Source organism: Rhodoferax sp. GW821-FHT07G04, assembly GCF_059418585.1.
This window is the reverse complement of sequence record NZ_JBWKQD010000001.1, coordinates 15,794-39,287: the sequence shown is the minus strand read 5'-3', so window position 1 is coordinate 39,287 and position 23,494 is coordinate 15,794. Positions and strand designations below refer to the sequence as shown.

Below are 23,494 nucleotides of genomic sequence, written 5' to 3'. Positions count from 1 at the left end.
GGTCATATATTGAGAAACATCTTGGCTTCTTTGAACACCAGGTTTAGGTCACCCAGGGATGCGATGACTTCGTCCAGCGAGCCACCCAGTCGCGCCGCGATAGCGGGCGGGAGTTCGTCTACATAGGGATTTCCGGCAAATCCGAAAGCCAATTTCTTGCTGATCTGGTTGGCAGCGAATACGCAAGCGATCATGCTGGTATCTTTCATCTCCTGTCCGTATTGGTAGCGGATCGTTTCGATGAGGTTAGGCGCAAAGCGCCACTTCTCCACCAGCATCGCTCCGACCACCGCATGGTCTACCCCGATGATTTCGCGCAGCGCTTCGTGCAAGGACGATTCATTCCACAGGCTGTATTCCAATGCCCTGCGAAACTCGAGTGGCATGTGCCGCGCAAACACGACTTTCCCGAAATCGTGCAGCAGCCCGGCAATGAAGCATTCCATCGGTTCCACATCAGGCACGCGATGGGCCAGTTGCTTGGCAAGCACCGCGGTCGACAGCGAATGCAACAAATACTGCTGCCCATCGAAACCTGCAATATTCCCCAGCGGCAGCACCCCGATGGCTGCGATACCCAGAGCCAGATTTTTGATGGTATTGAACCCCAGATACACAACGGCATGGCCGACGGAAGTAACCTGTTTGGGCAGGCTGTAGTGCGCAGAATTGACAACCCTAAGCACCTTCACTGTCATGATCGGGTCTTTGTCAATGACCTGAACAAGATCCTTTGGGGAGCAAGCAACATCCCGCGTCATCTCAAGGATTTTCTGGACGCTTTGGGGAAAAGCCGGCATGCCATCCACCGCCGCCGCCAGCTTTTGCGAGAGTTCGGGTGTCATTGGTTGAGTTTGTTCCCAAACAACATAACCAGTCAATATGCGGATTATGTTTAACCACGCCAAGGATGATGACTGGACCTACCAAATATAGTGGGTAATTTTGATGCTTGGTCCTGGAATGCTAGCCCAGATTGACAGGGGCAGATATTTTCGAAAGAATGCAAGCGGCACGCCGCAATTCCCCTCCAACAACTATCTGGGTGTGCTGTCGTTGAAGAGCATCTACTTGTGTACCCTGCGTGAAAGTTGTGCATTTTGACCAAACCGCTGCCCGCGAAAATCCTGATCATTGACGATGAAGAATCCAATCGCAGGTTGCTTGAAATCCTGGTTCAAGCAGAAGGCCACCTAGCTTTTGTGGCTGCAGACGGCGAGAAGGGTATAGCCGTGGCCATCGCGGAACAACCCAACGTCGTCTTGCTGGATTTGATGATGCCCGGCCTGGACGGGTTCGAGGTTGTGCGCCGCCTCAAGGGCAATCCCCAAACCGCAACTATTCCCATTGTGGTCGTTTCCGCGCTATATGACGTCGCGGCACGCCAGCGCATTGCCGCCTCGGGTGCAGATGGCAGCTTGGTGAAACCAATTGATCGATGGGAATTGTCCAAATGCCTATCTGAATTACTGCGTATTTAAAAGGAATGATTCAAGCGCCCGGATGCAAATAAATAGAAGTTTTGTTGGGGAAGGGACACTTTGACTAGCTTGAATCGCATCAATCGATTTTTGACCCTGTTGAGTCGGGTCAATCGGACTATCGTTCGCGCTGAATCGCCTGACCGCCTCTATCTCGACGTATGCAACATCGCTGTGGAGTCAGGATTGTTTCAGTTTGCATGGATAGGGCTGCTCGACCCATCCTCAGGCCAATTCCGGCAAATGGCGCAGTGTGGCGAGATCAAAGATACTCCCCAAGTCAACGAGGCCCTGGGCGCTGCCGCCAATTTGGTTCTGCAGAACAAGCAGGAAGTCCTGTGCAATGACCTGAGCGCTGACGAGCACGGGCAACTGCTGCACCGGCAGATGCATGCAAAAGGATTTCAATCCATGGCGGGACTACCGTTGCGCGAATTGGATCGCGTGATTGGTGTTTTTCTCTTGTACTGCGAGAACGTCGACGCCTTTGACGCTGACGTATCAAATCTGCTAACGGAGGTCGCGGAGGACATTTCCTTTTCGCTGGGGCACATGCGAGTCGAGCAACAGCGCATAGCTGGCAAGTCAAAACTCTATTACCTGGCTTTCTACGACGCGCAAACCGGGTTACCCAACCGTGCTTTGCTAGACGAACGCCTGCCCAAGCTTGCGGCACTTGCGGACCAGAAGCGCAATTTGCTGGTCATGGTGGACATCCGGCTACTGCGTGTCGAACAAATCGTGCAGGTTCTTGGCAAGCTCGCGATGGACGACGTGTTGCGAAGCATTGCTTCACGCCTGGACGCTTGCCGAGGGGCTAGCGGCTTGGTTGTGCAACTGGCACACGATGAATTCGCCATCGTTTCACACGAACTGGTAGACATTGCCATGGTTGACGTGTTCGTCCGCAGGGTCAGGGACGTCTTGTCCCAACCCGTAGAGACGGACAGCCGAGAGGTTTTCTTGCGGGTCGGAATTGGTGTTGCGGCCTACCCGATGCATGAAAGTGAAGTCGGAAATCTTCTGCGCCGCGCACGCGCAGCCTCCGAGCGTTGCACAGACGAAGAGGGATATCGCCTGTACAGCGCTGATCTGGATCGGGGACTGGAGCAACGCGTACAAATGCTGGCTGACCTGCACCGTGCGCTCGAGCGCGACGAATTCGTGCTGCACTTCCAGCCGCAGCTCAATCTCAAGACCGGTGTCGTGGTTGGGGTGGAGGCGCTGCTCCGTTGGGAGCATCCCCAGCAAGGCTTGGTTTCGCCTGCGCATTTCATACCGCTGATGGAAGAGGCGGGGTTGATGCCCAAAGTGGGCGGCTGGGTATTGCGTATGGCCTGTCGGCAGGCCAAAGCTTGGCAAAGTGCTGGACATCCACCGTTGCGCATGGCTGTCAATTTGTCGGCTCAGCAGTTTCGATCGACCGATCTGGTGCGAATCGTTCAGAACGCGTTGGAAGACGCTGGGCTAGATGCCGAATTTTTGGAGTTAGAACTGACAGAAAGCCTGATTCTGGAAAGCGCAGAGCAAACCATTTCAATGATGCACCAGCTGAAGGCGCTGGGCGTCACCTTGTCATTGGATGACTTTGGCACCGGCTATTCGTCCTTGAGTTATCTGCGCCGCTATCCGATTGATCGCATCAAGATCGACCAGTCCTTTGTGCGTGACATGATGCAGCACCCCGGCAGCGCTGCGTTGGTGCGCAGCATTCTTGCCATGGCGTCCAATCTGGGCTTGAAAACAATCGCAGAAGGCGTGGAAACCAAAGGCCAGCACGGCTACTTGCGTAAACAGATGTGCCAGGAAATGCAGGGCTTCCTGTATAGCCGTGCTGTGCCGCCACAAGACATCATGCAGTTGCTGACCAATGGAGGAAAACTGCAGTCCAATGAAGAGTTGTCGCCTGCCGACTACACGTTGTTGGTCGTCGACGATGAGCCCAACGTGCTCGCGGCGCTGCGGCGCGTATTCCGCAAGGAAGGCTGGCTGACCCTGACAGCCTCCAATGCCGCCGAAGGATTTGAATTGCTGGCCACGCACGAAGTGGGTGTCATCATCTCGGACCAGCGTATGCCCGACATGACGGGCACGGAGTTCTTGCACACGGTCAAAGAAATGTATCCAGACACTATTCGCCTGCTACTGACCGGGTATGCGGACTTCAGCACCGTCATCGATGCAGTCAACCGAGGTGACTTGTACAAGGTGTTGAGCAAGCCCATCGAAGATGCAGCGCTGCGGGAAAACGTTCACCAGGCATTTCGAAGATTTGAAGTTTTTGCCGAGAATCGCCGCCTGATGCAGCGTGTGGAGGTACTGGAAAACATGCACCCAGATATGGGCGACATGAGCAATGATTTCTGAGCATGGCCGTACTCCCGTCTTCTTCCAACGCCTTTCTCATTTGCCGCGGTGGGTCGCGGCTGTGTGCGATACCGATTGAGCACGTGGTCGAAACCATGCGACCGTTGCCGACCACGACAATTCCTGATATGCCATCCTTTGTGCTGGGATTGGCAATCATTCGTGGTGCCAATGCACCGGTTGTCCACATCGCCGGCCTTGTGGGTGACATGGCGCATGCACCGATCACACGGTTTGTCACGATCAAGTTGGGCACGCGGACCGTGGCGTTCGCAGTGGATGGCGTGGTGGGTATACGAACCCTGGAAGCGGAGGCGATGGCTGATGTTCCCTTGCTGCTGCAGACGGTAGACAGCAGCAGGATTGCGGCGATCAGCATCCTCGATGCAGAGCTGCTGCTGGTATTGCAGAGCGCGCGCATGGTTCCAGACGTTGTTTGGACCGCGCTAGACAGGCAGGCGTTGCCAGCATGACGGCGCCTCCAGCCCTGGCAGACGTCACGCGTTTTCGAGGTTTGATTGTTGATGTGTTGGGGCTGCAGTTCGATGAATCAAAACTCGGCACCTTAGCCAAAGTCTTGCACCTGCGGGCGCAGGCCACCGGCATGGAGTGTTCGCAATACATCAGCCACCTGACAAACGCCAGCGCCTGTGAGGAGCTGTACCGGGTGGCCGGCGATCTCACCGTTACGGAAACATTTTTCCTGCGCAATGTTGACCAATTCAAGGCCTACGCCGAATTGGCTCTGCCGGATCGCTTGGCGGCGAATGGCGGTGGTGAAATTGTCCGCATCCTCTCCGCGGGTTGTGCGTCCGGCGACGAGCCTTATTCCTTAGCCTTGGTGGCATGTGAAAAATTAGCATACGCGCTGAACCGCATCACCATAGCCGCGTTAGACGTCAACCCCGCCATGCTGGCCAAAGCGGCGCAGGCGCGCTACACGAACTGGTCATTGCGCGACTTCCCGGCGGACATGAAGGCACGTTGGTTCCAACCCGACGGCGACGGTTTCTTATTGAATCCGTCCGTTCGCAAGATGGTGAAATTCTCGCAACGCAACCTCGCGCAAGAGGCCCCTGATTTTTGGCAGCCCAGCTCCCTGGACATCGTTTTTTGCCGCAATGTTTTGATGTACTTCTCGCCGGAACAAGCCCAAGCAACGATTGCCCGCATTGCGCACGCACTGGTACCCGGCGGCTATTTTTTCCTGGGCCATGCAGAGACCTTGCGCGGCCTGTCCCAGGATTTCCACCTGTGCCACACGCATGGCACTTTTTACTACCAGCGCAAGGACGACACTTCGGCACCCGAGCCGATGGATCTCCCGCTGCGCGCACGCTGGCAACCGGCCGCCGCGCTGGGCGACATCAGCTGGATTGCAGAAATCCAAAGGGCAAGTGATCGGATCCATGCGTTGGCCACGCCTCTGGTCGATGCCGTCCCGGAGCCCAAGCGCATTGCCCAAGCGGACGTGGCACCCAATCTTCACCGCGCGTTGGAATACCTGCACCATGAAAAGTACGACCAAGCCCTAGCGCAACTTGGTGCTCTACCGGCGGAGCATGCAATCGATCCCGATGTTTTATTGCTCAAGGCCGTGTCCCTCAGTCATAGCGGTGCACTCGACGCCGCAGTGGCCACATGCAAGGAACTATTGGAACGCGACGAACTAAATGCAGGAGCCTACTATGTGCTGGCACTGTGCTGCGAGGGTGTGGCCGACCTGGTCGGAGCCATTGACCATGACCAGACGGCTGCCTACCTGGACCCAGAGTTTGCCATGCCACGCTTGCATTTGGGTTTGTTGGCACGCCGCCAGGGGGACACGGTAGGCGCGTTGCGCGATCTGGGCCACGCACTGTTGTTGCTGCAAAAAGAAGATGCATCTCGGTTGCTGTTGTTTGCCGGAGGCTTTCGGCGCGAGGCGCTCATCGCACTGTGCCGGGCTGAACTCGCAAGCTTGGGAGCCTCGCCATGAACGGAGCCGTGCTGGCACTGCAACAGGAGTTTGACCTCTCATTCGCGCAAGCCCCGCGCACGGAGACCGCCCCACGCGAAAGTCTGTTGGCGATCCGTATGGGTGGAGACCCCTACGCCATTCGCGTGTCCGACATCGGGGGGCTACATGTGGACTGCCGCATCATGCCCTTGCCGACACCGGTGCCCCAACTGCTGGGTGTTGCCGGGTTTCGCGGGCAGATTGCGCCCGTTTACGACCTGGCGTCTCTGTGCGGCTATGCGCGCGCGCCCAGCACGCGCTGGCTGATCCTGTTGCGATCGCGGGAGCCAGTGGCGCTGGCTTTTGAAACCTTTGAAATGCATTTCTCGGCAAGGTCCGAACAGATTGTCTCCACGCCGGGTGGTCTGCCGGTGCAAAACGGCACAGGTCAGGCGCATTTCTGCGACGCTGCGCACAGCGACGGGGCAGTGCGTCCCATCATTCATTTGCCGTCATTACTCCACGACATAAATCAGCGGGCGGATTCAATCATTCAAAAGAAGAGAGGTCAAGCATGAAAAAAGACTGGACGTTCGGTCAGAAGCTGACTGCGGGCTACGCGGTGATGTTGGTGTTCGTCCTGCTGACGAGCGCAGTGGCCATCTATGCCTTGCGCGGAGTCGTCGCCAGCAAGGACCGCGTTATCACCGTCAATGCACAGATATTGCTGGACGCGGAGAAGCTGCACACGCGCATGGAGGAAATGGTGGCACAGGTACGAGGCTACATCATCTCACCTGAAGAGCGATTTACGACCAATCTGCGCAAAACCCGTGGGGAGTTTTCCACGATCTCTGCACGTCTGCGGGAGAAGCTGGTCACCGAGGAAGAGCGGCGCATGCTCGATACCATTGATGCCAAAGCGGCGCAATACCGTCAAGCTGGCGAAGAGTTGATGGCACTCAAACGCGACCAAGCCCAGGCATCGGTCATCGTGCGTGCGTTCGATGACAAGCTACTGCCCATTCGAGACCAATTCAATGACAGTGTGGAGTCGTTTACTGCGTTCGAGGAGCGGCACCTCATCGAGGTAAAGCAAGCGGCAAGCGATACCGCTTCCGAAGCCGTTTCCACCGTCATGGCGATCGCCGTAGTGACAACCTTGTTTGCCATCGCCGTCGCCGTACTGTTAACCCGCACCCTGAGCCAGCAGATCGGTGCCGCCGTGGGCCATGTCCAGAGTTCGTCGGCGGAACTGCAGGCGGCTGCCAGCCAGCAGGCTTCCGGCGCCAAGGAGCAAGCGAGTGCAATGACGGAAATCAGCACCACCATCAGTGAGTTGGTGGCCACCTCGCGTCAGATTGCGGAAAGCGCGCAACGTGTCGCCCAGATCGCGGAACAAACTGCCAGTTCGGCGCGCAGCGGTGAGAGCACGGTGGACAAGGGCCAGGACGCGATTGCCGGCATCCGGCGGCAAATAGACCTGGTGGTCAGCCATATGCTGGATCTGGGGCGTAAGTCCCAGGAAATCGGTGCCGTGCTTGACGTTGTCTCAGAGCTCGCGGAGCAGACCAATATTCTGGCAATTAATGCCACCATAGAGGCGTGCGGAGCCGGGGAGGCCGGAAAACGCTTTTCAGTGGTAGCCGAAGAAATTCGCAAGCTGGCCGACCGTGTGGCCAACTCTACCAAGGGCATACGCAGCCAGATAGATGACGTGCGTGGAGCTGTAAATACTACGGTGATGGCTACCGAAAGCGGAGCCAAAGCGGTAGATGCTGGAGCTCGCCAGTTCACCGACATTGCCGTAGCGTTTAAGCAGATAGCTGGCCTAGTAGGAACCACGACCGACGCGGCGCGCGAAATAGAACTGTCCACCAAGCAGCAAGCCACGGCGGCGGAGCAGGTGCGTTTGGCTGTTACTGACGTTGCGCAAGCAACGCAGGAGTCTGAGACCAGTTCCACCCAGACATTGCAAACCGCGTCGCAGTTGGCAGGCTTGTCCATGGACTTGCGTCGATTGATACAACCCAACGCTGCCTAGGTCTTACCCGCATGGCGAAAGACCCTTACCGCTATTTTCGGATCGAGGCGCGTGAGCTGCTGGACCAGCTTTCCCAGAGTGCACTCGATCTGGAAAAGTCCAGCTCAGACAGCGATTTGGTGCCGCGTCTGCTGCGTTTGGCCCACACCCTGAAAGGTGCCGCCCGCGTTGTCAAACAAGCGGAGATTGCTGAACTGATCCACGGCGTGGAAGACAGTTTGGCACCGTACCGCAACGCGACATCCCCGGTGCCGCGTGAGCGGGTGGACGCCCTTCTCGCGGTATTGGACGCCATCAATGTGAAGTTGGCACAGTTGGGGGTTCCGCAAGACAGCGAGGCCGTTGCACCCGCACAGACCGTGCAAGTACACGACGCACCGGCCCGCATGACCCAGGCTGACGTGCTGGAGGTGGACGAATTGTTAGAGGGCCTGGGCGAGATGGGCGGAGAATTGGCGAGCGTACGGGCGTCGGTGGTTTCAATAGAGCGCGTGCAGGGTTTGACCGCGCAATGGTTTGATGAACTGCAATTGCCCAGCGTCAAGGCGCGCGCGCTTTCCGAAGCCGTGCAAAAGCTACTCGGTGTAACCGAGCGCAGCTTGGCAACCAGTGTCGAACGCATGGACCGCGAATTGCGCCAGGCCCGCGACGCGGCAGAAAGGTTGCGCCTGGTCCCGGTGGCGAACATCTTCCATGCATTGGAGCGCACCGCACGGGACGCTGCGCACAGCTTGGGTAAGCAGGTGGTATTTGAAGCCCGGGGGGGCGAGGTGCGCATTGACGGACAGGTTCTCGACAGTGTGCAAAGTGCGCTGGTCCAATTGGTTCGCAACGCCGTTGCCCACGGCATTGAAGCGGCGACTGAGCGCCAGACCCTTGGCAAACCCCCTGCGGGGCGCGTAACGCTGGAGGTCATTCGCCACGGCTACCGCGTGTGGTTTCGCTGCAGCGACGACGGACGTGGCGTGGACCTCGAAGCGGTTCGGCGCGCCATGCTCAAAAAGGGCGCGCATGCCGCAGATACACAGGGTTTGGGTACGACTGAGTTGCTGGCCTTGCTACTCCAGGGCGGCATCACTACCGCCAACAGCATCACCGAACTCGCGGGCCGGGGTGTTGGGCTGGACGTGGTGCGCGAAGCAACGCAGCGCATGAACGGTGACGTCGTCGCGCACACCACAGTGGGCCGCGGCACCACGATCGAACTGCGTGTACCGTTGTCACTGGCATCTCTAAATGTTTTGACCGTAGAGGTCGATGGGTACATTGCCGCCATACCCATGGATGCCGTGCAGCGCACAATGCGTGTTGCAATGGGCGATATTGTCCATTCACCCGAGGGCACAGCCCTCGCGAGCGGAGGAAAACTGATACCCATGCTGACGCTGAGTCGCCAAGATCGACGCCCAAACACCCATCAGTTGACTGCTGTGATTGTGTCCGCAGGAAGCGAGACGTTGGCGCTTGCGGTGACACGCTTGTGCGGAATTGACACGGTGGTGCTGCGTCCTCTGCCCGCGCTGGCGCCAGCCGACCCTATCGTGCTTGGCCTGCACCTGGACACCGAAGGCACGCCACGCATCGTATTGGACCCAGAACAACTCGCTACGCTGGCACGCCAAACTGGCACAGCCACTGCGGCGTCCAACAGTCCACTTCCCATCCTCATCATTGACGACTCACTGACCACGCGCATGCTGGAAAGCAGCATCCTGGAGTCCGCCGGCTTTCTCGTGGAAATGGCAACTTCGGCAGAGGAAGGGCTGGCCATGGCACAGGGCAGGAGGTACGCGTTGTTTTTGGTGGATGTGGAAATGCCAGGCATGGACGGCTTTGGCTTTGTCGCGCAGACGCGCACCGATCCGGTGCTGCGAGAAATACCTTGCATTTTGGTCACCTCGCGCGATGCCCCCGAAGACCGGCAACGTGGCGTGGCGGCGGGGGCGAGCGCCTACATTGTCAAAGGCGAGTTTGATCAAGTCGACTTCTTACGGCGGGTTGCCGAATTGGTGGCGCCATGAAACGCATCCGTGTACTGGTGGTGGAGGATTCGCTGACCGTTCGCAGGCATTTGTGTGAAATTTTGGACAGTGACCCCGCCTTTAAACGGGTTGGTGAGGCCGAGGATGGCAAGCAAGCCATAGAGATGTGCCAGACGCTGCGCCCGGACGTCGTCACCCTGGACATGATGTTGCCCGTCATGAGTGGCTTGGCGGCCACCGAATACATCATGGCCTATTGCCCAACCCCCATACTGGTGGTTTCCGCCTCTACCAACCGGGGCGAGCTATTCAAAACCTATGAGGCGCTTGCTGCGGGTGCAGTAGAGGTCATGGAAAAGCCGGGGCCGGAAGAGGTGGATGGTGCCTGGGAGCAGCGCTTTACGGCCATGGTCAAACTGGTGGCACGGGTAAAGGTCATCACGCATTTGCGGGGTCGGTCAACATCGCTGAACGGCCAACTGGAAGCGCCGAAAGCATCTGCAAGCCCGCGGGCACCGCAAGCATGCAAGTTGGTAGCCTTGGGCGCATCGACCGGTGGCCCCAGCGCACTGGTGGAGGTATTGCGAGCCCTGCCAGCAAACTACCCTTTACCCGTGTTGGTCGTGATTCACATCGGAGAACCCTTTGGAGTCGCGTTTGCCGAGTGGTTGGACGGTCAGACGGAGCATACGGTGCGCATGGCGCAGGACGGGCAGCTTGTGCCACAGCGTGGTGTCACTTTGGCGCCCCCCAATTACCACTTGCTCGTGCGCCAAGGCCGCCTGCATCTGGATGAAGGTTTGGAGCGGCATTCCTGTCGTCCTTCTGTTGACGTATTGTTTGAATCGATTGCAAAAGAATGTGGTCCATCGGTTGTCGCCTGCGTGCTGACCGGCATGGGAGCGGATGGAGCGCGAGGCTTGCTCGCCATTCGCCAAGCCGGAGGGTTGACGCTTGCGCAAGATGAGGCCAGCTCCATTGTGTATGGCATGCCGCGCGAAGCTGCTTTATTGGGCGCAGCGAAGCATATTCTTCCTTTGTCAGAAATTGGCCCTATGCTTGCGACGTTGACCCACCCCGCATGATGTGGACTCCATGGACATGACCAAGAACACCCTGATTGTTGACGACAGTTTGACGGTGCGTGCGGATCTGGCCGATGCTTTTTTGGCAGCAGGCATGCCAAACATTGCCTGTGCTAGTTTGGCAGAGGCCCGCGCCGTGCTGGCAACACAGTCCATTGGTCTGATCATCTTGGACTTGATGCTGCCGGATGGTGATGGCGTGGAACTGCTCAAGGAAATCCGCGCCACAGCCAGCGGCGCTGACATTCCGGTTTTGATGCTCTCCACGGAAGCCGAAGTGCGAGACCGTATCCGCGGACTGATGACCGGCTCCAACGACTATGTCGGGAAACCCTACGACCAAGAGTATGTTCTCACCCGTGCGCGTGAGCTGCTGGGAAAAAGCAATGGCAATGGCTCGGCGGCGCAAACGCCGCCCCGTGTGCTGATCATTGACGACAGCGTGACTTTCCGCGAACGACTGGGCGAGTTGTTGCAGGGGCAAGGGTTTGCGGTGCTCAGTGCCGCTTCCGGCGAGGAAGGTTTGCGCAGCGCAGCACTGAGCCGGCCGGATGCCGTGGTAGTGGACGGTGTCTTGCCGGGCATCGACGGATCCACCGTCGTGCGCAAGCTGCGTTTGGATGCAGCACTGCACCACACACCTTGTATCTTGCTGACCGGTTCACAGGACTTTGGCGCCGAGTTGCGCGCACTGGAGTCGGGTGCTGACGCCTTTGTCCGCAAGGACGAAGACCTCGACGTCATTCTGGCACGCATCAGTGCCGTGCTGCGCAATATTGACAATGCGGGCCGCACCAGCACGGGATCCAGCTTGTTAGGGCCAAAAAAAATTCTGGCAGTCGACGACAGCCCGACCTACCTCCACGAGTTGGCGGACATTCTGCTGGGTGAGGGATATGACGTGATACTGGCGCACTCCGGTGAGGAGGCGTTGGAGATGGTTGCCGTTCAAACCGTCGATTGCATCCTGCTGGATCGTTTGATGCCAGGCCTGGGCGGCACCGAAACCTGCAGACGCTTCAAGGCGTCTCCTACGCTGCGCGATATCCCGCTCATCATGCTCACCGCAATGGAAGACCGTGACGCCATGATCGAAGGCCTGAGTACCGGGGCCGACGACTACGTACTCAAGTCGAACGAAATAGACGTTCTGAAGGCGCGCCTGCGTGCGCAATTGCGCCGCAAGCAGTTCGAAGATGAAAGCCGTCGCGTTCGCGTGGAGCTGATGAACAGAGAGTTGGACGCCAGCGAGGCGCGTGCCGCGCGCCAATTGTTCGAGAGCCGCGCAACCATGCTGTCAGAGTTGGAGAGAAAAAACAGTGAACTCGAACAGGCAAATGAGCAGTTGCTGAAGCGCCAAACCGAAATTGCGGAGAAAAATTTGCAGCTGGAGCATGCCAGTCGCCTCAAGTCCGAGTTTCTAGCCAACATGTCCCACGAGCTACGCACTCCGCTCAACGCCATCATCGGATTCTCCTCCGTGCTGCAGCAGGGATTGGCCGGTGCGCTCAACGAAAAACAAGAAGAATTTGCCCGATTCATTACAGACGGTGGGAAGCACCTGCTGTCTTTGATCAACGACATCCTTGATCTGTCAAAAATTGAAGCTGGAAAGATGAGCTTGACCTTGGAGCCTACTGACATCGATGCATTGCTGGAGGGCAGCTTGAGCGTGGTGCGCGAGAAGGCTCTCAACCACCAGTTGCATTTGTGTCTGGAAACGCAGAGCATGGGCTGGATCATGGCCGATCAGCGCAAGACCAAACAAATCGTCTACAACTTGCTATCTAACGCGGTGAAGTTCACTGGCGATGGAGGAACCGTAACCCTGCAGTTGCGTGAAGTACAACGTGCAGACATTCCAGGCGATGCAAAAGGCACGACGGTCAACGATGGGGGACAGAGCACGAACCGTTTCCTTTTGATTAGTGTTCGAGACACGGGTATTGGGATCGCGCTTGCGGATATCGACCGTCTGTTTCAGCCCTTCGTTCAATTGGATGGTGGCTTGTCGCGCAAGTACCAGGGAACGGGACTGGGCTTGGCCCTGGTCAAACAATTGGTCGAGTTGCACGACGGTTTTTTCTCAGTGCAAAGCGAACCCGGGGTTGGCTCCACTTTTAGTGTTTGGTTGCCCCTTGTGGTAGCGGCCGAGGCACCAAAGCTTGACGATGGGCCTTCAGCCTAACGGTGGTGCGGCTTCAGATCTCTTTGGCTTTCGCATTGCTGGCCATCACACCACCACGCTCCAGCGCGTGCCCCGTTTGCAGCGCTTCAATCCACGTATCGGTGCTGACCACCGCCGCAAAGTTGGATTCAAACACCACGCTGAACACACGGTGAATTTCTTCTGCCGTGGCGCGGCCGGCGGCGTTGGCATACGGGACGGCGCCAGTGGCATCGGACAAGAATTCGGCGTGCAGGCCCATGTGGCGGGCCTCGTACAGCGTGGACGCATTGCAGTTGTGCGTCATATAACCCACCACGCTCAGCGTGTTGATCTCGCGCGCGGCCAACCAGGCGGCCAAGCCGGTGTTGGTGAAGGCACTGGGCAGGGTCTTATGGACCAGCAGGTCGGATGGGCGGCTAGCCACCACGTCGTGGATCTTCCAACCCTGCGTGCCCACACCAAAGCTGTCTTCCTGCACGACCACGATGGGGATGCCTGCAGCGCGTGCCGCGTCCATGGCCTGGCCTATGCGCACCAGCGAATCTTGCACCGGTGGGTATTCGATCAACAGCGGGCCGTCGGAATAAATGTTTTGCACGTCTACGACGATCAGGGCACGGCGGGGTGTGGTGGTAGCGGTGGTTTGGGTCATGGTGATTCTTCCTTGTTTGCTGTGTGATGCAGACTGGGCAACAACGCCGGGTCCATGGGGTGAATTGTTCCGAGGCAAGGGTTTTTTGAATAGTGGCCCAATTGACAATATTCGATAGAATTGGGCCATGTCACGCAAAACTGATATCAGCAACGAGCGCAGCGTCTCTACCGTCGCCGTGCTGGCCTTCGATGGCATCAGTCTCTTCCACCTGTCGGTTCCCTGCTTGGTGTTTGGTGAAAGCGGAGAGGGAGAGGGCTTGCCGCCCTTGACGCTCAAGGTGTGCGCGGCCGAGCCCGGCCCGCTGCGCAGCACGGCGGGCATTGCCGTGCATGCGCCCTTTGGGCTGGACGACCTGGATGATGCGGGCACGGTCATCGTGCCGTCCTGGCGCGACCCGGCCCAGCCCGCGCCCCAGCCCATGCTGGACGCCTTGCGCCGGGCGCATGCCGGTGGCGCGCGCATCGTGGGGCTGTGCCTGGGTGCCTTTGTGCTGGCCGATGCCGGCCTGCTGGATGGCCGCGCTGCGACCACCCATTGGCTCCGAGCAGACCAGTTCGCGCAGCGCTACCCGGCGGTGGCCCTGGATCGCGAGGTCTTGTACGTGGACGAGGGCGATGTCGTCACCTCGGCCGGGACGGCCGCCGGGCTGGACTGTTGCCTGCACTTGCTGCGCAGCGACTGGGGCGCGGAAGCGGCCAATCGCGTGGCGCGGCGCATGGTGCTGGCACCGCACCGGCAGGGCGGGCAGGCCCAGTTCATCCAGCAATCTCTGCCGGTGTCCGGTGCCAGCCATCGTTTGTCTTCGCTCTTGGACGCCGTGCTGCGTACGCTGGACCAGCCGCACAGCCTGGACAGCCTGGCCGCGCGGGCGGCCATGGGGCGGCGCACGTTCACCCGTCACTTCCGCCAGCTCACCGGCACCACGGTCGGCCAGTGGCTGCTGAACCAACGCCTGGCCTTGGCGCAGCGCCTACTGGAGAAGACGGACCGCTCCATCGACGCGGTGGCTGCCGACGCGGGCATGGGCACTGCGGCCTCGCTGCGCCAGCACTTTGCGGCGGCGTTCCAACTCTCGCCTTCGGCCTACCGTCGCCAGTTTGGGGCAGGGGGCTAAGACCTTCTCAGGCCGTGCTGCGCTTTGCGGTACAGTTTGCGGCCATTGCCAAGGGCTTTTATGGGTTTCATTGCGCGGCGCGCGGTGGAGTCAAACACTTTGCTTTTTTCAAGAATATGAACAATCTTTTCCTGCGTCTGATGGCGATGATTTTTGCGGCGGTCTCTGTGCTCGCGCTTGTTGGCTGCAACCAGGCCGACATGCTGCAAAAATTCGCGCAGCCTGCGGACCAGACACTGGCAAAAAGCTATATCGACCAATTGCGGCAGCAGCGCCTGGACGATATCGAGAAAGCGGCAGACCCCAGCATCGCCGGTCCCACGCTGCATGGCATGCTGGTCACCATGGCCGGCTTGATGCCCAAGGAGGAGCCCAAGTCCATCACCCTGGTAGGCGCGCACCGCGTGGTGGATGGCGACACCACCATGGTCAATCTCACCTACGAGTACGAATTTGCCAGCAAATGGGTGCTGACCAATGTGGCGGTGAAGCACCAGGGTAGCAGCGCCAGCCTGGTGGGTTTCAGCGTAGTTCCCCAAACCAAGTCCCTGGCCGAACAGAACCGGTTCACGCTGGAGGGCAAGAGCCCCTTGCAGTACGCCGTGCTGGCCCTGGTCGTTGTGCTGCCGCTGTTCACCTTGTTTGCGCTGGTGGTCTGCATCCGAACACCTCTCAAGGGGCGCAAGTGGCCGTGGGTGGTGTTCATTCTCTTGGGTGTCGGAAACCTGTCGGTGGGTTGGACCAGCGGCCATTGGGATACCGCACCCCTGACACTGCAACTCTTCAGCGCAGCAGCCTTTGCGCCGCCCTATGGACCGTGGACGCTGACCGTGGCATTGCCACTGGGCGCGGTCCTCTTCCTGGCCTTGCGCGGGCGCCTGCGCGCAACGGCCACGGTGTAGCTCAGTCCCACACGGGGTGGCGCCTGGAATCTGCCCACCATCATGACCGACGGGCGCTGATATCAAGCGCCCAATACCGCGGGCCTGAAGCGGCTTGGGTTGGCGCCCGCCACGCGCCGCATCATGCGCCGCAGTGCAGTGGCGTCCTGGTAGCCCACGGCTGCTGCCACTTGCTCCACCGTCATGCGGCTGCCCTCCAGCAGCGCCCGTGCGCGGCGTTGCCTGACGCTTTGCACCAGTGCCAGTGTGCTTTTGCCGGTGGCCTTTTGCACATGGCGGGACAGCGTGCGCTCGGACATGCAGAACTCCTGCGCCAGCTCACCGATCTTGGGTGGCGAGGGCAGGGCCGCTTCGATGCGGGTAGCCAAACGGCTCACCAGATCGTCACCGCTGGAAAAGGCCTCGGGCACGATAAAAGGCGCCTGGGCCTGCCGACCATCGAGCAACAACACGCGCGAAATGGCATCTACCAACGCCGCACCGCATAGCTTGCGCGTCAGATGCAGCATCAGGTCGGTCTGTGCAAACGCAGCTCCGGCTGTGACAACCGTGCCGTGGTCGCAGACCATGCGGTCTGCGTCGACATGGCAGGTGGGCTCCAGACGCTGCAGTTCCGGCGCCAACCACCAGGTGGTGGTCGCGCGTTTGTGTTGCAACAAACCCGCGGCTTGCAGCAAAAACACCCCGGAACAGGATGCTGCGACTGTGCCGCCAGCCTGGGCATGCTTGCGCAGGGCCGCAACTGCGGCTGCGGCGTCGTCCATCGCGAAGCGCTTTTCAATGGACGATGGTTTGTCCAAGCCTAAGCCGGGCACCACCCATACGGACCTGTCAGATGCCGTGTGGCGCTTGGGTAGCCTGGCGGTATTGACGCTGATGCCACTCTGCAAAGCCACGGTGCCGCCGTCCATCGAGCAGACCCGCCAAGTGGGCGGTGCAATGCCATGGCGGGGGGCCATGGCCGCGGCCGTGGTCAGTATGTCCAAGGTGGACGCGACGCTGCTGGCATAGGCGCCTGGCAGCACCAGGATGGTGAAATCATGCATTGTCTGAATAGGCCCTAAAACAGTCAAATTGGACACTCGTATTGTGGCCTGGGCGATGCTGCAATACAAGCTCCTTTCCACAACCCAACCGGAGCGCAGCAGATGCCCAATATTGTTTTGAAGATTCCCAAGAACGCCTTTCCCGGCGCGCAGCGTGCCGCCCTGGTGCAAGGCATCAACGAGGCTGCCGCCGCAGCGGAGCGCATACCTGCCGATCCGCGCAAGCGCTTTCTGTGCTGGGTGCTGATCGACGAGATCGACAGTGGCAATTGGACCTGTGGCGGTGCAGACGTGACCGGCCAATTCATCCCCTGCATGGCAATCGTTCACGTGCCCGATGGCGTGCTGGACGATGCTGCGCGGGTCACCTACACGCGGCTGCTGCAGCGGGCGTTCGAGTCCGCGCTGCCGGCGGATGACAAACGCCAACTGATGACCTCCATCGTCTTCCATGCGGTGGCCGATGGCGCCTGGGGCGTAAGTGGTGCCGTGTGGCGCTTGCCCGACTTTGCCAAGGCGGCGGGCTATGCCCATTTGCAGCATTTGGTGGCCGCCGTGCCTCAAGGAGCCTGATGATGACGACGGCGACCGACACACTGCTGCAAAACGATGCGCTGGCTGACTTCGATTCACGCTCCATCACGTTGGATGGCATCACCAAGAAGGTGTATGTGGCTGGCAGCGGCCCTGCCGTCATCGTGATGACCGAGATGCCAGGTATCAGCCCCCACGTGGCGCGTTTTGCCCGCTGGGTGCGTGATGCCGGCTTCACCGTCTTCATGCCCTCGCTGTTCGGTACGGATGGCGCAGTGCCCGATGCGAAGGAGGGCATGGCCGTGCTGCAGCGGGCCTGCGTCAGCGCCGAGTTCCGTGCGCTGGCGGCCAACCAGACCAGCCCGGTGACGCAGTGGCTGCGCGCGCTGGCCCGGCTCGCGCATCAGCAGTGCGGTGGGCCTGGCGTGGGGGCGATTGGCATGTGCTTCACCGGCAATTTTGCACTGACGATGATGCTGGAGTCGTCAGTGTTGGCGCCGGTGCTGTCGCAGCCGTCGCTGCCGTTCAATGACCCGGCTGGTCTGGAGATTGCGCCGGATGACCTGGCCGCAGTACGCCAGCGCCTGGACCGCGACAAGCTGACCGTGCTGGCCTACCGCTTTGCGGGCGACAAGTTCTGCAAGGCCGAGCGCTTCGCGGCCTACCAGGCAGCGCTGGGCGACCGCTTTGTGCCCCGCGTGTTGCCCGATAGTGCGGCCCGCAGTGAGTGGCTGTCACCATTCTTCGAACACGTAGTGGCCAGCCCGCACAGCGTGGTGACAGCCCATTTGATCGACGAGGCGGGCCAGCCGACGATCGCCGCGCGGGACGAGATTCTGGCCTTCTTCGCCCACAGATTGCTGGCGCAGGGCTAGGGCTCCGGCGGTGGCGGCCGTTTTTGGCGAGAATGGCGGCACGGCCCAATCGGGCGAACCCCAGAATCCACAAACGGCCCCCCATGTCTCCTGCCACCTTGCTTTCCCCCTCTTTGCTGCCAGTACAACGTTTTTTCACCACCTTGTTGGCCACCGCCTGCATGGCGCTTGGCGCGCATGCGGCCGACACCAGCGTGCCGGCCCCGGCCCCAGCCGCAACCGAAAAGCCTGCCGACAAGCCACCGGGCTATGGCTCCCACGGCATGGCCGTGTTTGGCGGGCGCGATGGTCTGTACGCATCGCACCTACCCATGTTCCACGCACCGCACGACTCCCAGGTGCTGCTGCGCTTTCATTTGGCCGACCCCCATGTGGATGCCAGTTTGCGGGCCCGGTTGGCGCTGCGCCCGCAACTGTGGACGCTGGAGCCCGAACTGTTTGATCTGCACCGGTTGCAGCCCGGCCATGCCGATCCTTTGAAGCAATTCAGCGCCCGCTTTGTGCAAGGCCATTTCGAACGCGGTGGTGTGGAGCGCTTTGCCGGCCAGACCGTGGTCATTGACGAAGTGCTGCTGTTCAAACCGCTGGATTTCAAACCCGCCACCGAGGGCGCTGTGGGCCGCAGTGCGGGCCGCTACCTGTTGCTGGGATCGGGGCGCGAATACTTTGCGGTCAAGGAGATAGACCGCAGGCCTGACTTTGACGCCATTGTGGCGATGAAGCCCCTGCCATCGTCCAAGCGCCCGGTGGGCGAGCACACCACCATCATTCAGCCCTTCTTTTTGCCCACGAGCGACCTGAAGGAGCCAGGGCGCGCAGCCTTGCAATCGGCGCTGCAAGGCCGCGTGGGCCGTGCGTTGCAAGTTGGCAAGACCCTGTACTTTGAAACGGAAGACCTGAAGTAAGGCCTTCCCCTGGCGCATCAGTTGGCGGTGCGCAGAAAGTCGCGGATCGCAAACAGCGTCTCGTCCGGCGTCTCGGTCATCTGGTGGTGGCCCACCGGCAGATTGACCACTTGCACCGCCTTGCCGGCAGACTTGGCCTTGGCAACCAACGGTTGCGCCGCCTTGGCCGCTGTCATCTGGTCCTGCGCACCCAGCACAAACAGCACGGGGCAGGTGAGGGCTTCCATGGCCGCCTCGCCGTTTGCATAACGGTCGCAGGCCACAAAGCCGCGGTGGAACACATTCACAGCCGTGTTGCTGGCCAGCACGCGCCGGCCCAGCGCCATGCTGCTGCCGAACACCCAGGTGCCCGGCCCCAGTGCCGAGGGCGGCGCGGCCAGCGTGCTGCGCGAGAACACGTTGATCATGTTCAGCGCCTTCAGCGGCTCGTTCAACGAGGTCTCGATCAAGACGGGCGACACCTTCATCGGGAAGGCCGTGCCCACCAGCACCAGGTGCGTGACGCGCTCTTTCAACCGTGACGCGGCTTCCAGCGCAATCAGCGAGCCCCAGCTATGGCCCACTAGCGCGGCCTTGGGCACGCCCGCCGCATCCAGCAGCGCGGCGATGAAGTCAGCCGCGGCTTCCACCGTGGCGGGCGCCTCGCCGGCACTTCGGCAGTGGCCGGGCAGGTCGACGGCCAGCACGTTGTAGCCGTGGTTGGCCAGGTAGCGGCTTTGCAGGCCCCAGACGCTGTGGTCATTGAGCACGCCGTGGATGAAGACGACCGTGGGCTTGGCGGCGTCCAGCGCCTTGCCGCCGGTGTAGCAATAGGTTTGGGCGTTGTTGACGGTGAGGTACATACGCGTTCTTTTCAGGAAAGGCTTATGGAGAATTGGGCTCTAGCCCTCGTGGAATATGCATGTTCGGCTATTGAATGCATAGCGTTGTGCTGGTGGGGCGTTGCAGGGTTCATGCCTTCTCCGCCGCCTTCAGCGCGCGCTTCAGGTCGTCGATCAGGTCGTCGGCATCTTCCAGGCCAATGGAGAGCCGAATCGTGCCCTGGGTGATACCGGCTCCGGCCAGGGCCTCGTCCGTCATGCGGAAGTGCGTAGTGCTGGCGGGGTGGATGACCAGGCTGCGGCAGTCGCCCACATTGGCCAGGTGGCTGAAAACCTTCAGCGTCTCGATGAACTTTTTGCCCTGCTCGCGGTTGCCCTTGAGGTCAAAGCTGAACACCGAGCCCGCGCCGCGTGGCAGCAGCTGTTTCGCTAGTGCGTGGCTAGGGTGGCTCTCCAGCAGCGGGTGGCCCACGCGGCCCACAAAGGCCTGGCTGGCCAGGAACTGAACGATCTTCTCCGTGTTGCGCATGTGGCGCTCCATGCGCAGGCCCAGTGTCTCCACGCCCTGCAGGATCAGCCACGCCGTGTGCGGGCTCATGCAGGCGCCAAAGTCGCGCAGGCCTTCGCGCCGCGCGCGCAGCAGGAAGGCACCCACGGTGCTTTCCTCACTGAAGTTCATGTTGTGGAAGCCTTCGTACGGCGCGGCCAGTTCCTCGAATTTGCCCGACTGCGCATAGGCGCGGGCCCAGTCAAAACTGCCGCCATCGACGACGATGCCGCCCACCACGGTGCCGTGGCCGGAGAGGAACTTGGTGGCCGAGTGGTAGACCAGGTCAGCACCCAGTTCCAGCGGCTTCATCAGCCAGGGGGAGGTGAGGGTGGAGTCCACCAGCAGCGGTACACCTGCGTCGTGGGCTATGGCGCTGACCGTGGGGATGTCCAGCACGTCCAGCCCAGGGTTGCCCACGGTTTCGCCGAAGAACAGCTTGGTATTGGGGCGTATGGCGGCCTTCCAGCCGTCGATATCGCCCGGTTTGACGAACGTGGTGTCAATGCCAAAGCGGCGCATCGTGTAGTGCAGCAGGTTTTGCGAGCCCCCATACAGCGCCGTGCTGGCCACGATGTGCGAACCCGCGCCCATCAGCGTGGCAATGCTCAGGTGCAGCGCGGCCTGGCCACTGGCGGTGGTGATGGCGCCTATGCCACCCTCCAGTGCCGCCACGCGCTGCTCTAGCACCGCATTGGTGGGGTTGCTGATGCGGCTGTAGACGTGGCCCGCACGTTCCAGGTTGAACAGCGACTGGGCATGCTCGCTGGACTCGAACACGAAGGACGTCGTCAGGTGGATGGGTGTGGCGCGGGCGCCGGTGGTGGGGTCGGGGGCGGCGCCTGCGTGCAGGGCCAGAGTGTCAAAACCGGGATCAGCGTAGCCGGGCATGGTGTCTCCAAGTAGCGCGTTTGTATTGTGGTGCACAGATTGTGGGCTATATTTGGGTGAGATTCTTCTCATCCATGCGCCACAGGAAAACACCATGAAAGTCAGCGATATTCTGCGCGTCAAGGGCGGCACGCTTTACACCACCACACCCGAAGACACCCTGGCCGACGCGGCCGGGCTGATGGCCGAGAAAGACATTGGCTCGCTGGTTGTCATCTCCCACGGGCTGGTGGTGGGCATGCTGACCTTCCGTGAGGTGATCCAGGCCACCGTCAAGAATGGCGGCACCTTTGGCACCACGTCCGTCTACCGCGCCATGGATTCCGGCCCGCTGATCTGCACGATGGAAACCGAGCTGGACGAGGTGCGCCGCATGATGCTGGAGCGCCATGCCCGCTACATGCCGGTCATCAACAACCGCATGCTGATGGGCGTGATCAGCTTTTACGATGTGGCCAAGGCGGTCGTGGACAGCCAGAATTTTGAGAACAAGATGCTCAAGGCGTATATCCGGGATTGGCCTGAGGGTGAAGGCGAAGGCGACGCCGCTCAAGGTTGAGCAGTCAGCCCCGTGAGGGCGTCCAGCGGACTGGCCGTGCCGCCCGCCGCCACCTTGAGCACATGGGTGTAGATCATGGTGGTGGAAACATCCGAGTGACCCAGCAACTCTTGCACAGTGCGGATGTCGGTGCCAGCCTGCAGCAGGTGGGTGGCGAATGAGTGGCGCAGCGTGTGCACGGAAACCGGTTTGTGAATGCCTGCCAGTGGTACGGCTTTCTTGAGTGCTCGTTGCAGTCGCTCTTCAAACAAATGGTGCCGTCGCTCCACGCCGCTACGTGGGTCGATTGACAATGTGGGAGACGGAAATATCCAGAACCAACTCCAAGTGTGTCCGACTTTGGGATATTTTTGCTCCAATGCAAACGGAGTTTCCACACCGCCACGCTGCGCTTGCCGATCCGCCTCCCATTGCGCCCGCGCCGCGAGCATTTGCACCCTCAAGGCAGGTGCCAATGAGTGCGGCATCATGACGACACGATCTTTGCCGCCCTTGGCATCGCGCACGATGATGATGTGCCGGTCAAAGTCCACATCCTTCACTCTCAGGCGCATGCCCTCCATCAAACGCATACCCGTGCCATACAACAGCCTGGCTAACAGGGCCGAAATGCCGTCCATCTGCGCTAGCAGACCCGCGACTTCGTCTTTGGTAAGTACGCTGGGTATGCGCTTGGCCTGCTTGGGGCGCCCGATGTTGTTCAACCAAGGCAGATCAATGTTCAAAACCTCACGGTAAAGAAACAACACTGCACTGAGCGCCTGATTGTGTGTGGAGGCAGACACATTGCGCTCATTGGCCATCATGCTCAAGAATGCCTCCACATCCTGTGTAGTCATGTCTCGTGGATGGCGCATGCCGCCTGGTTGTGTGGCACTCCAGCGCACAAAAAAACGGACCCAATACAGGTATGCCTTCTCCGTCTTGAGGCTATAGTGCATGTATCGCACCCGTTCACGAACCTGATCGAGCAAACGGGCAGACTGCAGTGGAGGCACGCCGGGTTTCATGAAAAATTTATACCTGAGTATTTATACAGTATATAAACTAAAAACCCCGGAAACAAGAGGCCTACAGCGGGTTTTCAAAAAGTATGTATCGTCAAGCGCTGGTTGTATCAACCGGGTTTTGCGGTCTACATTACGTTAGGCCTCACAACCATATCGCAATGACGCAGCTAGACAATACTCACCCGCATGGCCTGCTAGCACTCCGGTTCGCAAAGGCGCTTGCCGAACATCGGTTCGAGGACGCGTACAACATGCTTTCTTCGGGAACACGGCTCGCCATGTCGCAGGAAGATCTGAAAGATGACTACCGACGAATGGTCGAGTACGGGGATGGACCGGCAGACCTATGCGAAGTGATGATCGTCGACGATGAGATGCCAAAGAAGACTGCGAACGATTTGGCCTGGGTCTATGTCGCGATCTGCGGACCAGGGTTCTCAGAAGCCGTAGCTGTAACTGTCGTTGCGGATGGAAGGCAGAGCAGTCTTCGCATCGAGGACTGGGGGCGCCCTTAAGTGCATATCGATCACCTCGCATGCCAAACGCACCTGCACACTGAGCTCTCCG

General features: G+C 59.9%; 22 protein-coding genes. 16 read left to right on the top strand and 6 right to left on the bottom strand.

Annotated features, from left to right (window positions below; translation table 11 throughout):
• Positions 1–2: 2 nt before the first annotated feature.
• The gene (locus tag AC07OO_RS00170; protein ID WP_495080037.1) at positions 3–845 is read right to left on the bottom strand and encodes an HDOD domain-containing protein; all 843 of its coding nucleotides are present in this window, start codon (positions 843–845) and stop codon (positions 3–5) included.
• 255 nt (positions 846–1,100) lie between these two features.
• Here AC07OO_RS00170 and AC07OO_RS00165 point away from each other — a divergent pair, with 255 nt between their 5' ends.
• Genes AC07OO_RS00165 through AC07OO_RS00125 form a run of 9 tightly spaced genes read left to right on the top strand, consistent with a single transcriptional unit; the run spans position 1,101 to position 13,086 of the window.
• Positions 1,101–1,481: a response regulator gene (locus tag AC07OO_RS00165; RefSeq protein ID WP_495080036.1), complete on the top strand. Its 381-nt coding sequence runs from the start codon at positions 1,101–1,103 to the stop codon at positions 1,479–1,481.
• A gap of 60 nt (positions 1,482–1,541) precedes the next feature.
• Positions 1,542–3,848, top strand: a complete 2,307-nt coding sequence (locus AC07OO_RS00160; protein ID WP_495080035.1) for an EAL domain-containing protein — start codon at positions 1,542–1,544, stop codon at positions 3,846–3,848.
• Positions 3,849–3,850: 2 nt separating this feature from the next.
• A complete protein-coding gene (locus AC07OO_RS00155; RefSeq protein ID WP_495080034.1) occupies positions 3,851–4,321 on the top strand; it encodes a chemotaxis protein CheW in 471 nt (156 codons plus the stop codon).
• Entirely contained in the window at positions 4,318–5,826 is a 1,509-nt protein-coding gene (locus tag AC07OO_RS00150) for a CheR family methyltransferase (RefSeq protein ID WP_495080033.1), read from the top strand. The genes AC07OO_RS00155 and AC07OO_RS00150 overlap by 4 nt, the downstream gene beginning before the upstream one ends.
• Positions 5,823–6,365 (top strand): chemotaxis protein CheW, encoded by a 543-nt coding sequence (locus AC07OO_RS00145; protein ID WP_495080032.1) that lies wholly within the window; start codon positions 5,823–5,825, stop codon positions 6,363–6,365. The genes AC07OO_RS00150 and AC07OO_RS00145 overlap by 4 nt, the downstream gene beginning before the upstream one ends.
• Positions 6,362–7,831: a HAMP domain-containing methyl-accepting chemotaxis protein gene (locus AC07OO_RS00140; protein WP_495080031.1), complete on the top strand. Its 1,470-nt coding sequence runs from the start codon at positions 6,362–6,364 to the stop codon at positions 7,829–7,831. Before AC07OO_RS00145 ends, AC07OO_RS00140 begins: the two co-directional genes overlap by 4 nt.
• Before the next feature lie 11 nt (positions 7,832–7,842).
• Positions 7,843–9,852: a hybrid sensor histidine kinase/response regulator gene (locus AC07OO_RS00135; RefSeq protein WP_495080030.1), complete on the top strand. Its 2,010-nt coding sequence runs from the start codon at positions 7,843–7,845 to the stop codon at positions 9,850–9,852.
• Positions 9,849–10,898: a chemotaxis-specific protein-glutamate methyltransferase CheB gene (cheB, locus tag AC07OO_RS00130; RefSeq protein WP_495080029.1), complete on the top strand. Its 1,050-nt coding sequence runs from the start codon at positions 9,849–9,851 to the stop codon at positions 10,896–10,898. The genes AC07OO_RS00135 and cheB overlap by 4 nt, the downstream gene beginning before the upstream one ends.
• A 10-nt stretch (positions 10,899–10,908) precedes the next feature.
• A complete protein-coding gene (locus tag AC07OO_RS00125; RefSeq protein WP_495080028.1) occupies positions 10,909–13,086 on the top strand; it encodes a response regulator in 2,178 nt (725 codons plus the stop codon).
• Between the two features lie 13 nt (positions 13,087–13,099).
• On the opposite strand, the gene AC07OO_RS00120 is transcribed toward AC07OO_RS00125, so the two are convergent.
• Positions 13,100–13,720: a cysteine hydrolase family protein gene (locus AC07OO_RS00120; RefSeq protein ID WP_495080027.1), complete on the bottom strand. Its 621-nt coding sequence runs from the start codon at positions 13,718–13,720 to the stop codon at positions 13,100–13,102.
• Between the two features lie 127 nt (positions 13,721–13,847).
• On the opposite strand from AC07OO_RS00120, the gene AC07OO_RS00115 reads away from it, so the two are divergent.
• Together AC07OO_RS00115 and AC07OO_RS00110 are read left to right on the top strand one after the other, a co-directional pair.
• The gene (locus AC07OO_RS00115; protein WP_495080026.1) at positions 13,848–14,837 is read left to right on the top strand and encodes a helix-turn-helix domain-containing protein; all 990 of its coding nucleotides are present in this window, start codon (positions 13,848–13,850) and stop codon (positions 14,835–14,837) included.
• Positions 14,838–14,953: 116 nt separating this feature from the next.
• On the top strand, positions 14,954–15,739 hold the full coding sequence (locus tag AC07OO_RS00110; RefSeq protein WP_495080025.1) for a hypothetical protein: 786 nt from the start codon (positions 14,954–14,956) through the stop codon (positions 15,737–15,739).
• Positions 15,740–15,801: 62 nt separating this feature from the next.
• On the opposite strand, the gene AC07OO_RS00105 is transcribed toward AC07OO_RS00110, so the two are convergent.
• Positions 15,802–16,785, bottom strand: a complete 984-nt coding sequence (locus AC07OO_RS00105; protein ID WP_495080024.1) for a GlxA family transcriptional regulator — start codon at positions 16,783–16,785, stop codon at positions 15,802–15,804.
• A gap of 102 nt (positions 16,786–16,887) precedes the next feature.
• On the opposite strand from AC07OO_RS00105, the gene AC07OO_RS00100 reads away from it, so the two are divergent.
• The 3 genes from AC07OO_RS00100 (at position 16,888) to AC07OO_RS00090 (ending at position 19,099) form a co-directional block, all read left to right on the top strand.
• Positions 16,888–17,358 (top strand): tautomerase, encoded by a 471-nt coding sequence (locus tag AC07OO_RS00100; RefSeq protein ID WP_495080023.1) that lies wholly within the window; start codon positions 16,888–16,890, stop codon positions 17,356–17,358.
• A 2-nt stretch (positions 17,359–17,360) separates the two neighbouring features.
• Complete coding sequence (locus AC07OO_RS00095) at positions 17,361–18,194, top strand: dienelactone hydrolase family protein (RefSeq protein WP_495080022.1); 834 nt, start codon at positions 17,361–17,363, stop codon at positions 18,192–18,194.
• Between the two features lie 113 nt (positions 18,195–18,307).
• Positions 18,308–19,099, top strand: a complete 792-nt coding sequence (locus AC07OO_RS00090) for a hypothetical protein (RefSeq protein ID WP_495080021.1) — start codon at positions 18,308–18,310, stop codon at positions 19,097–19,099.
• A 17-nt stretch (positions 19,100–19,116) separates the two neighbouring features.
• On the opposite strand, the gene AC07OO_RS00085 is transcribed toward AC07OO_RS00090, so the two are convergent.
• Entirely contained in the window at positions 19,117–19,941 is an 825-nt protein-coding gene (locus tag AC07OO_RS00085; protein WP_495080020.1) for an alpha/beta fold hydrolase, read from the bottom strand.
• A 109-nt stretch (positions 19,942–20,050) separates the two neighbouring features.
• Positions 20,051–21,358, bottom strand: a complete 1,308-nt coding sequence (locus tag AC07OO_RS00080; RefSeq protein ID WP_495080019.1) for an O-acetylhomoserine aminocarboxypropyltransferase — start codon at positions 21,356–21,358, stop codon at positions 20,051–20,053.
• Between the two features lie 94 nt (positions 21,359–21,452).
• On the opposite strand from AC07OO_RS00080, the gene AC07OO_RS00075 reads away from it, so the two are divergent.
• Positions 21,453–21,917 (top strand): CBS domain-containing protein, encoded by a 465-nt coding sequence (locus tag AC07OO_RS00075; protein ID WP_495080018.1) that lies wholly within the window; start codon positions 21,453–21,455, stop codon positions 21,915–21,917.
• Here AC07OO_RS00075 and AC07OO_RS00070 read toward each other — a convergent pair.
• Entirely contained in the window at positions 21,908–22,927 is a 1,020-nt protein-coding gene (locus tag AC07OO_RS00070) for an integron integrase (protein ID WP_495080017.1), read from the bottom strand. The two genes, AC07OO_RS00075 and AC07OO_RS00070, sit on opposite strands and share 10 nt — an antisense overlap.
• Before the next feature lie 158 nt (positions 22,928–23,085).
• Between AC07OO_RS00070 and AC07OO_RS00065 the strand changes: the two genes are divergently transcribed.
• Positions 23,086–23,442 (top strand): hypothetical protein, encoded by a 357-nt coding sequence (locus AC07OO_RS00065; RefSeq protein WP_495080016.1) that lies wholly within the window; start codon positions 23,086–23,088, stop codon positions 23,440–23,442.
• Positions 23,443–23,494: the final 52 nt, after the last annotated feature.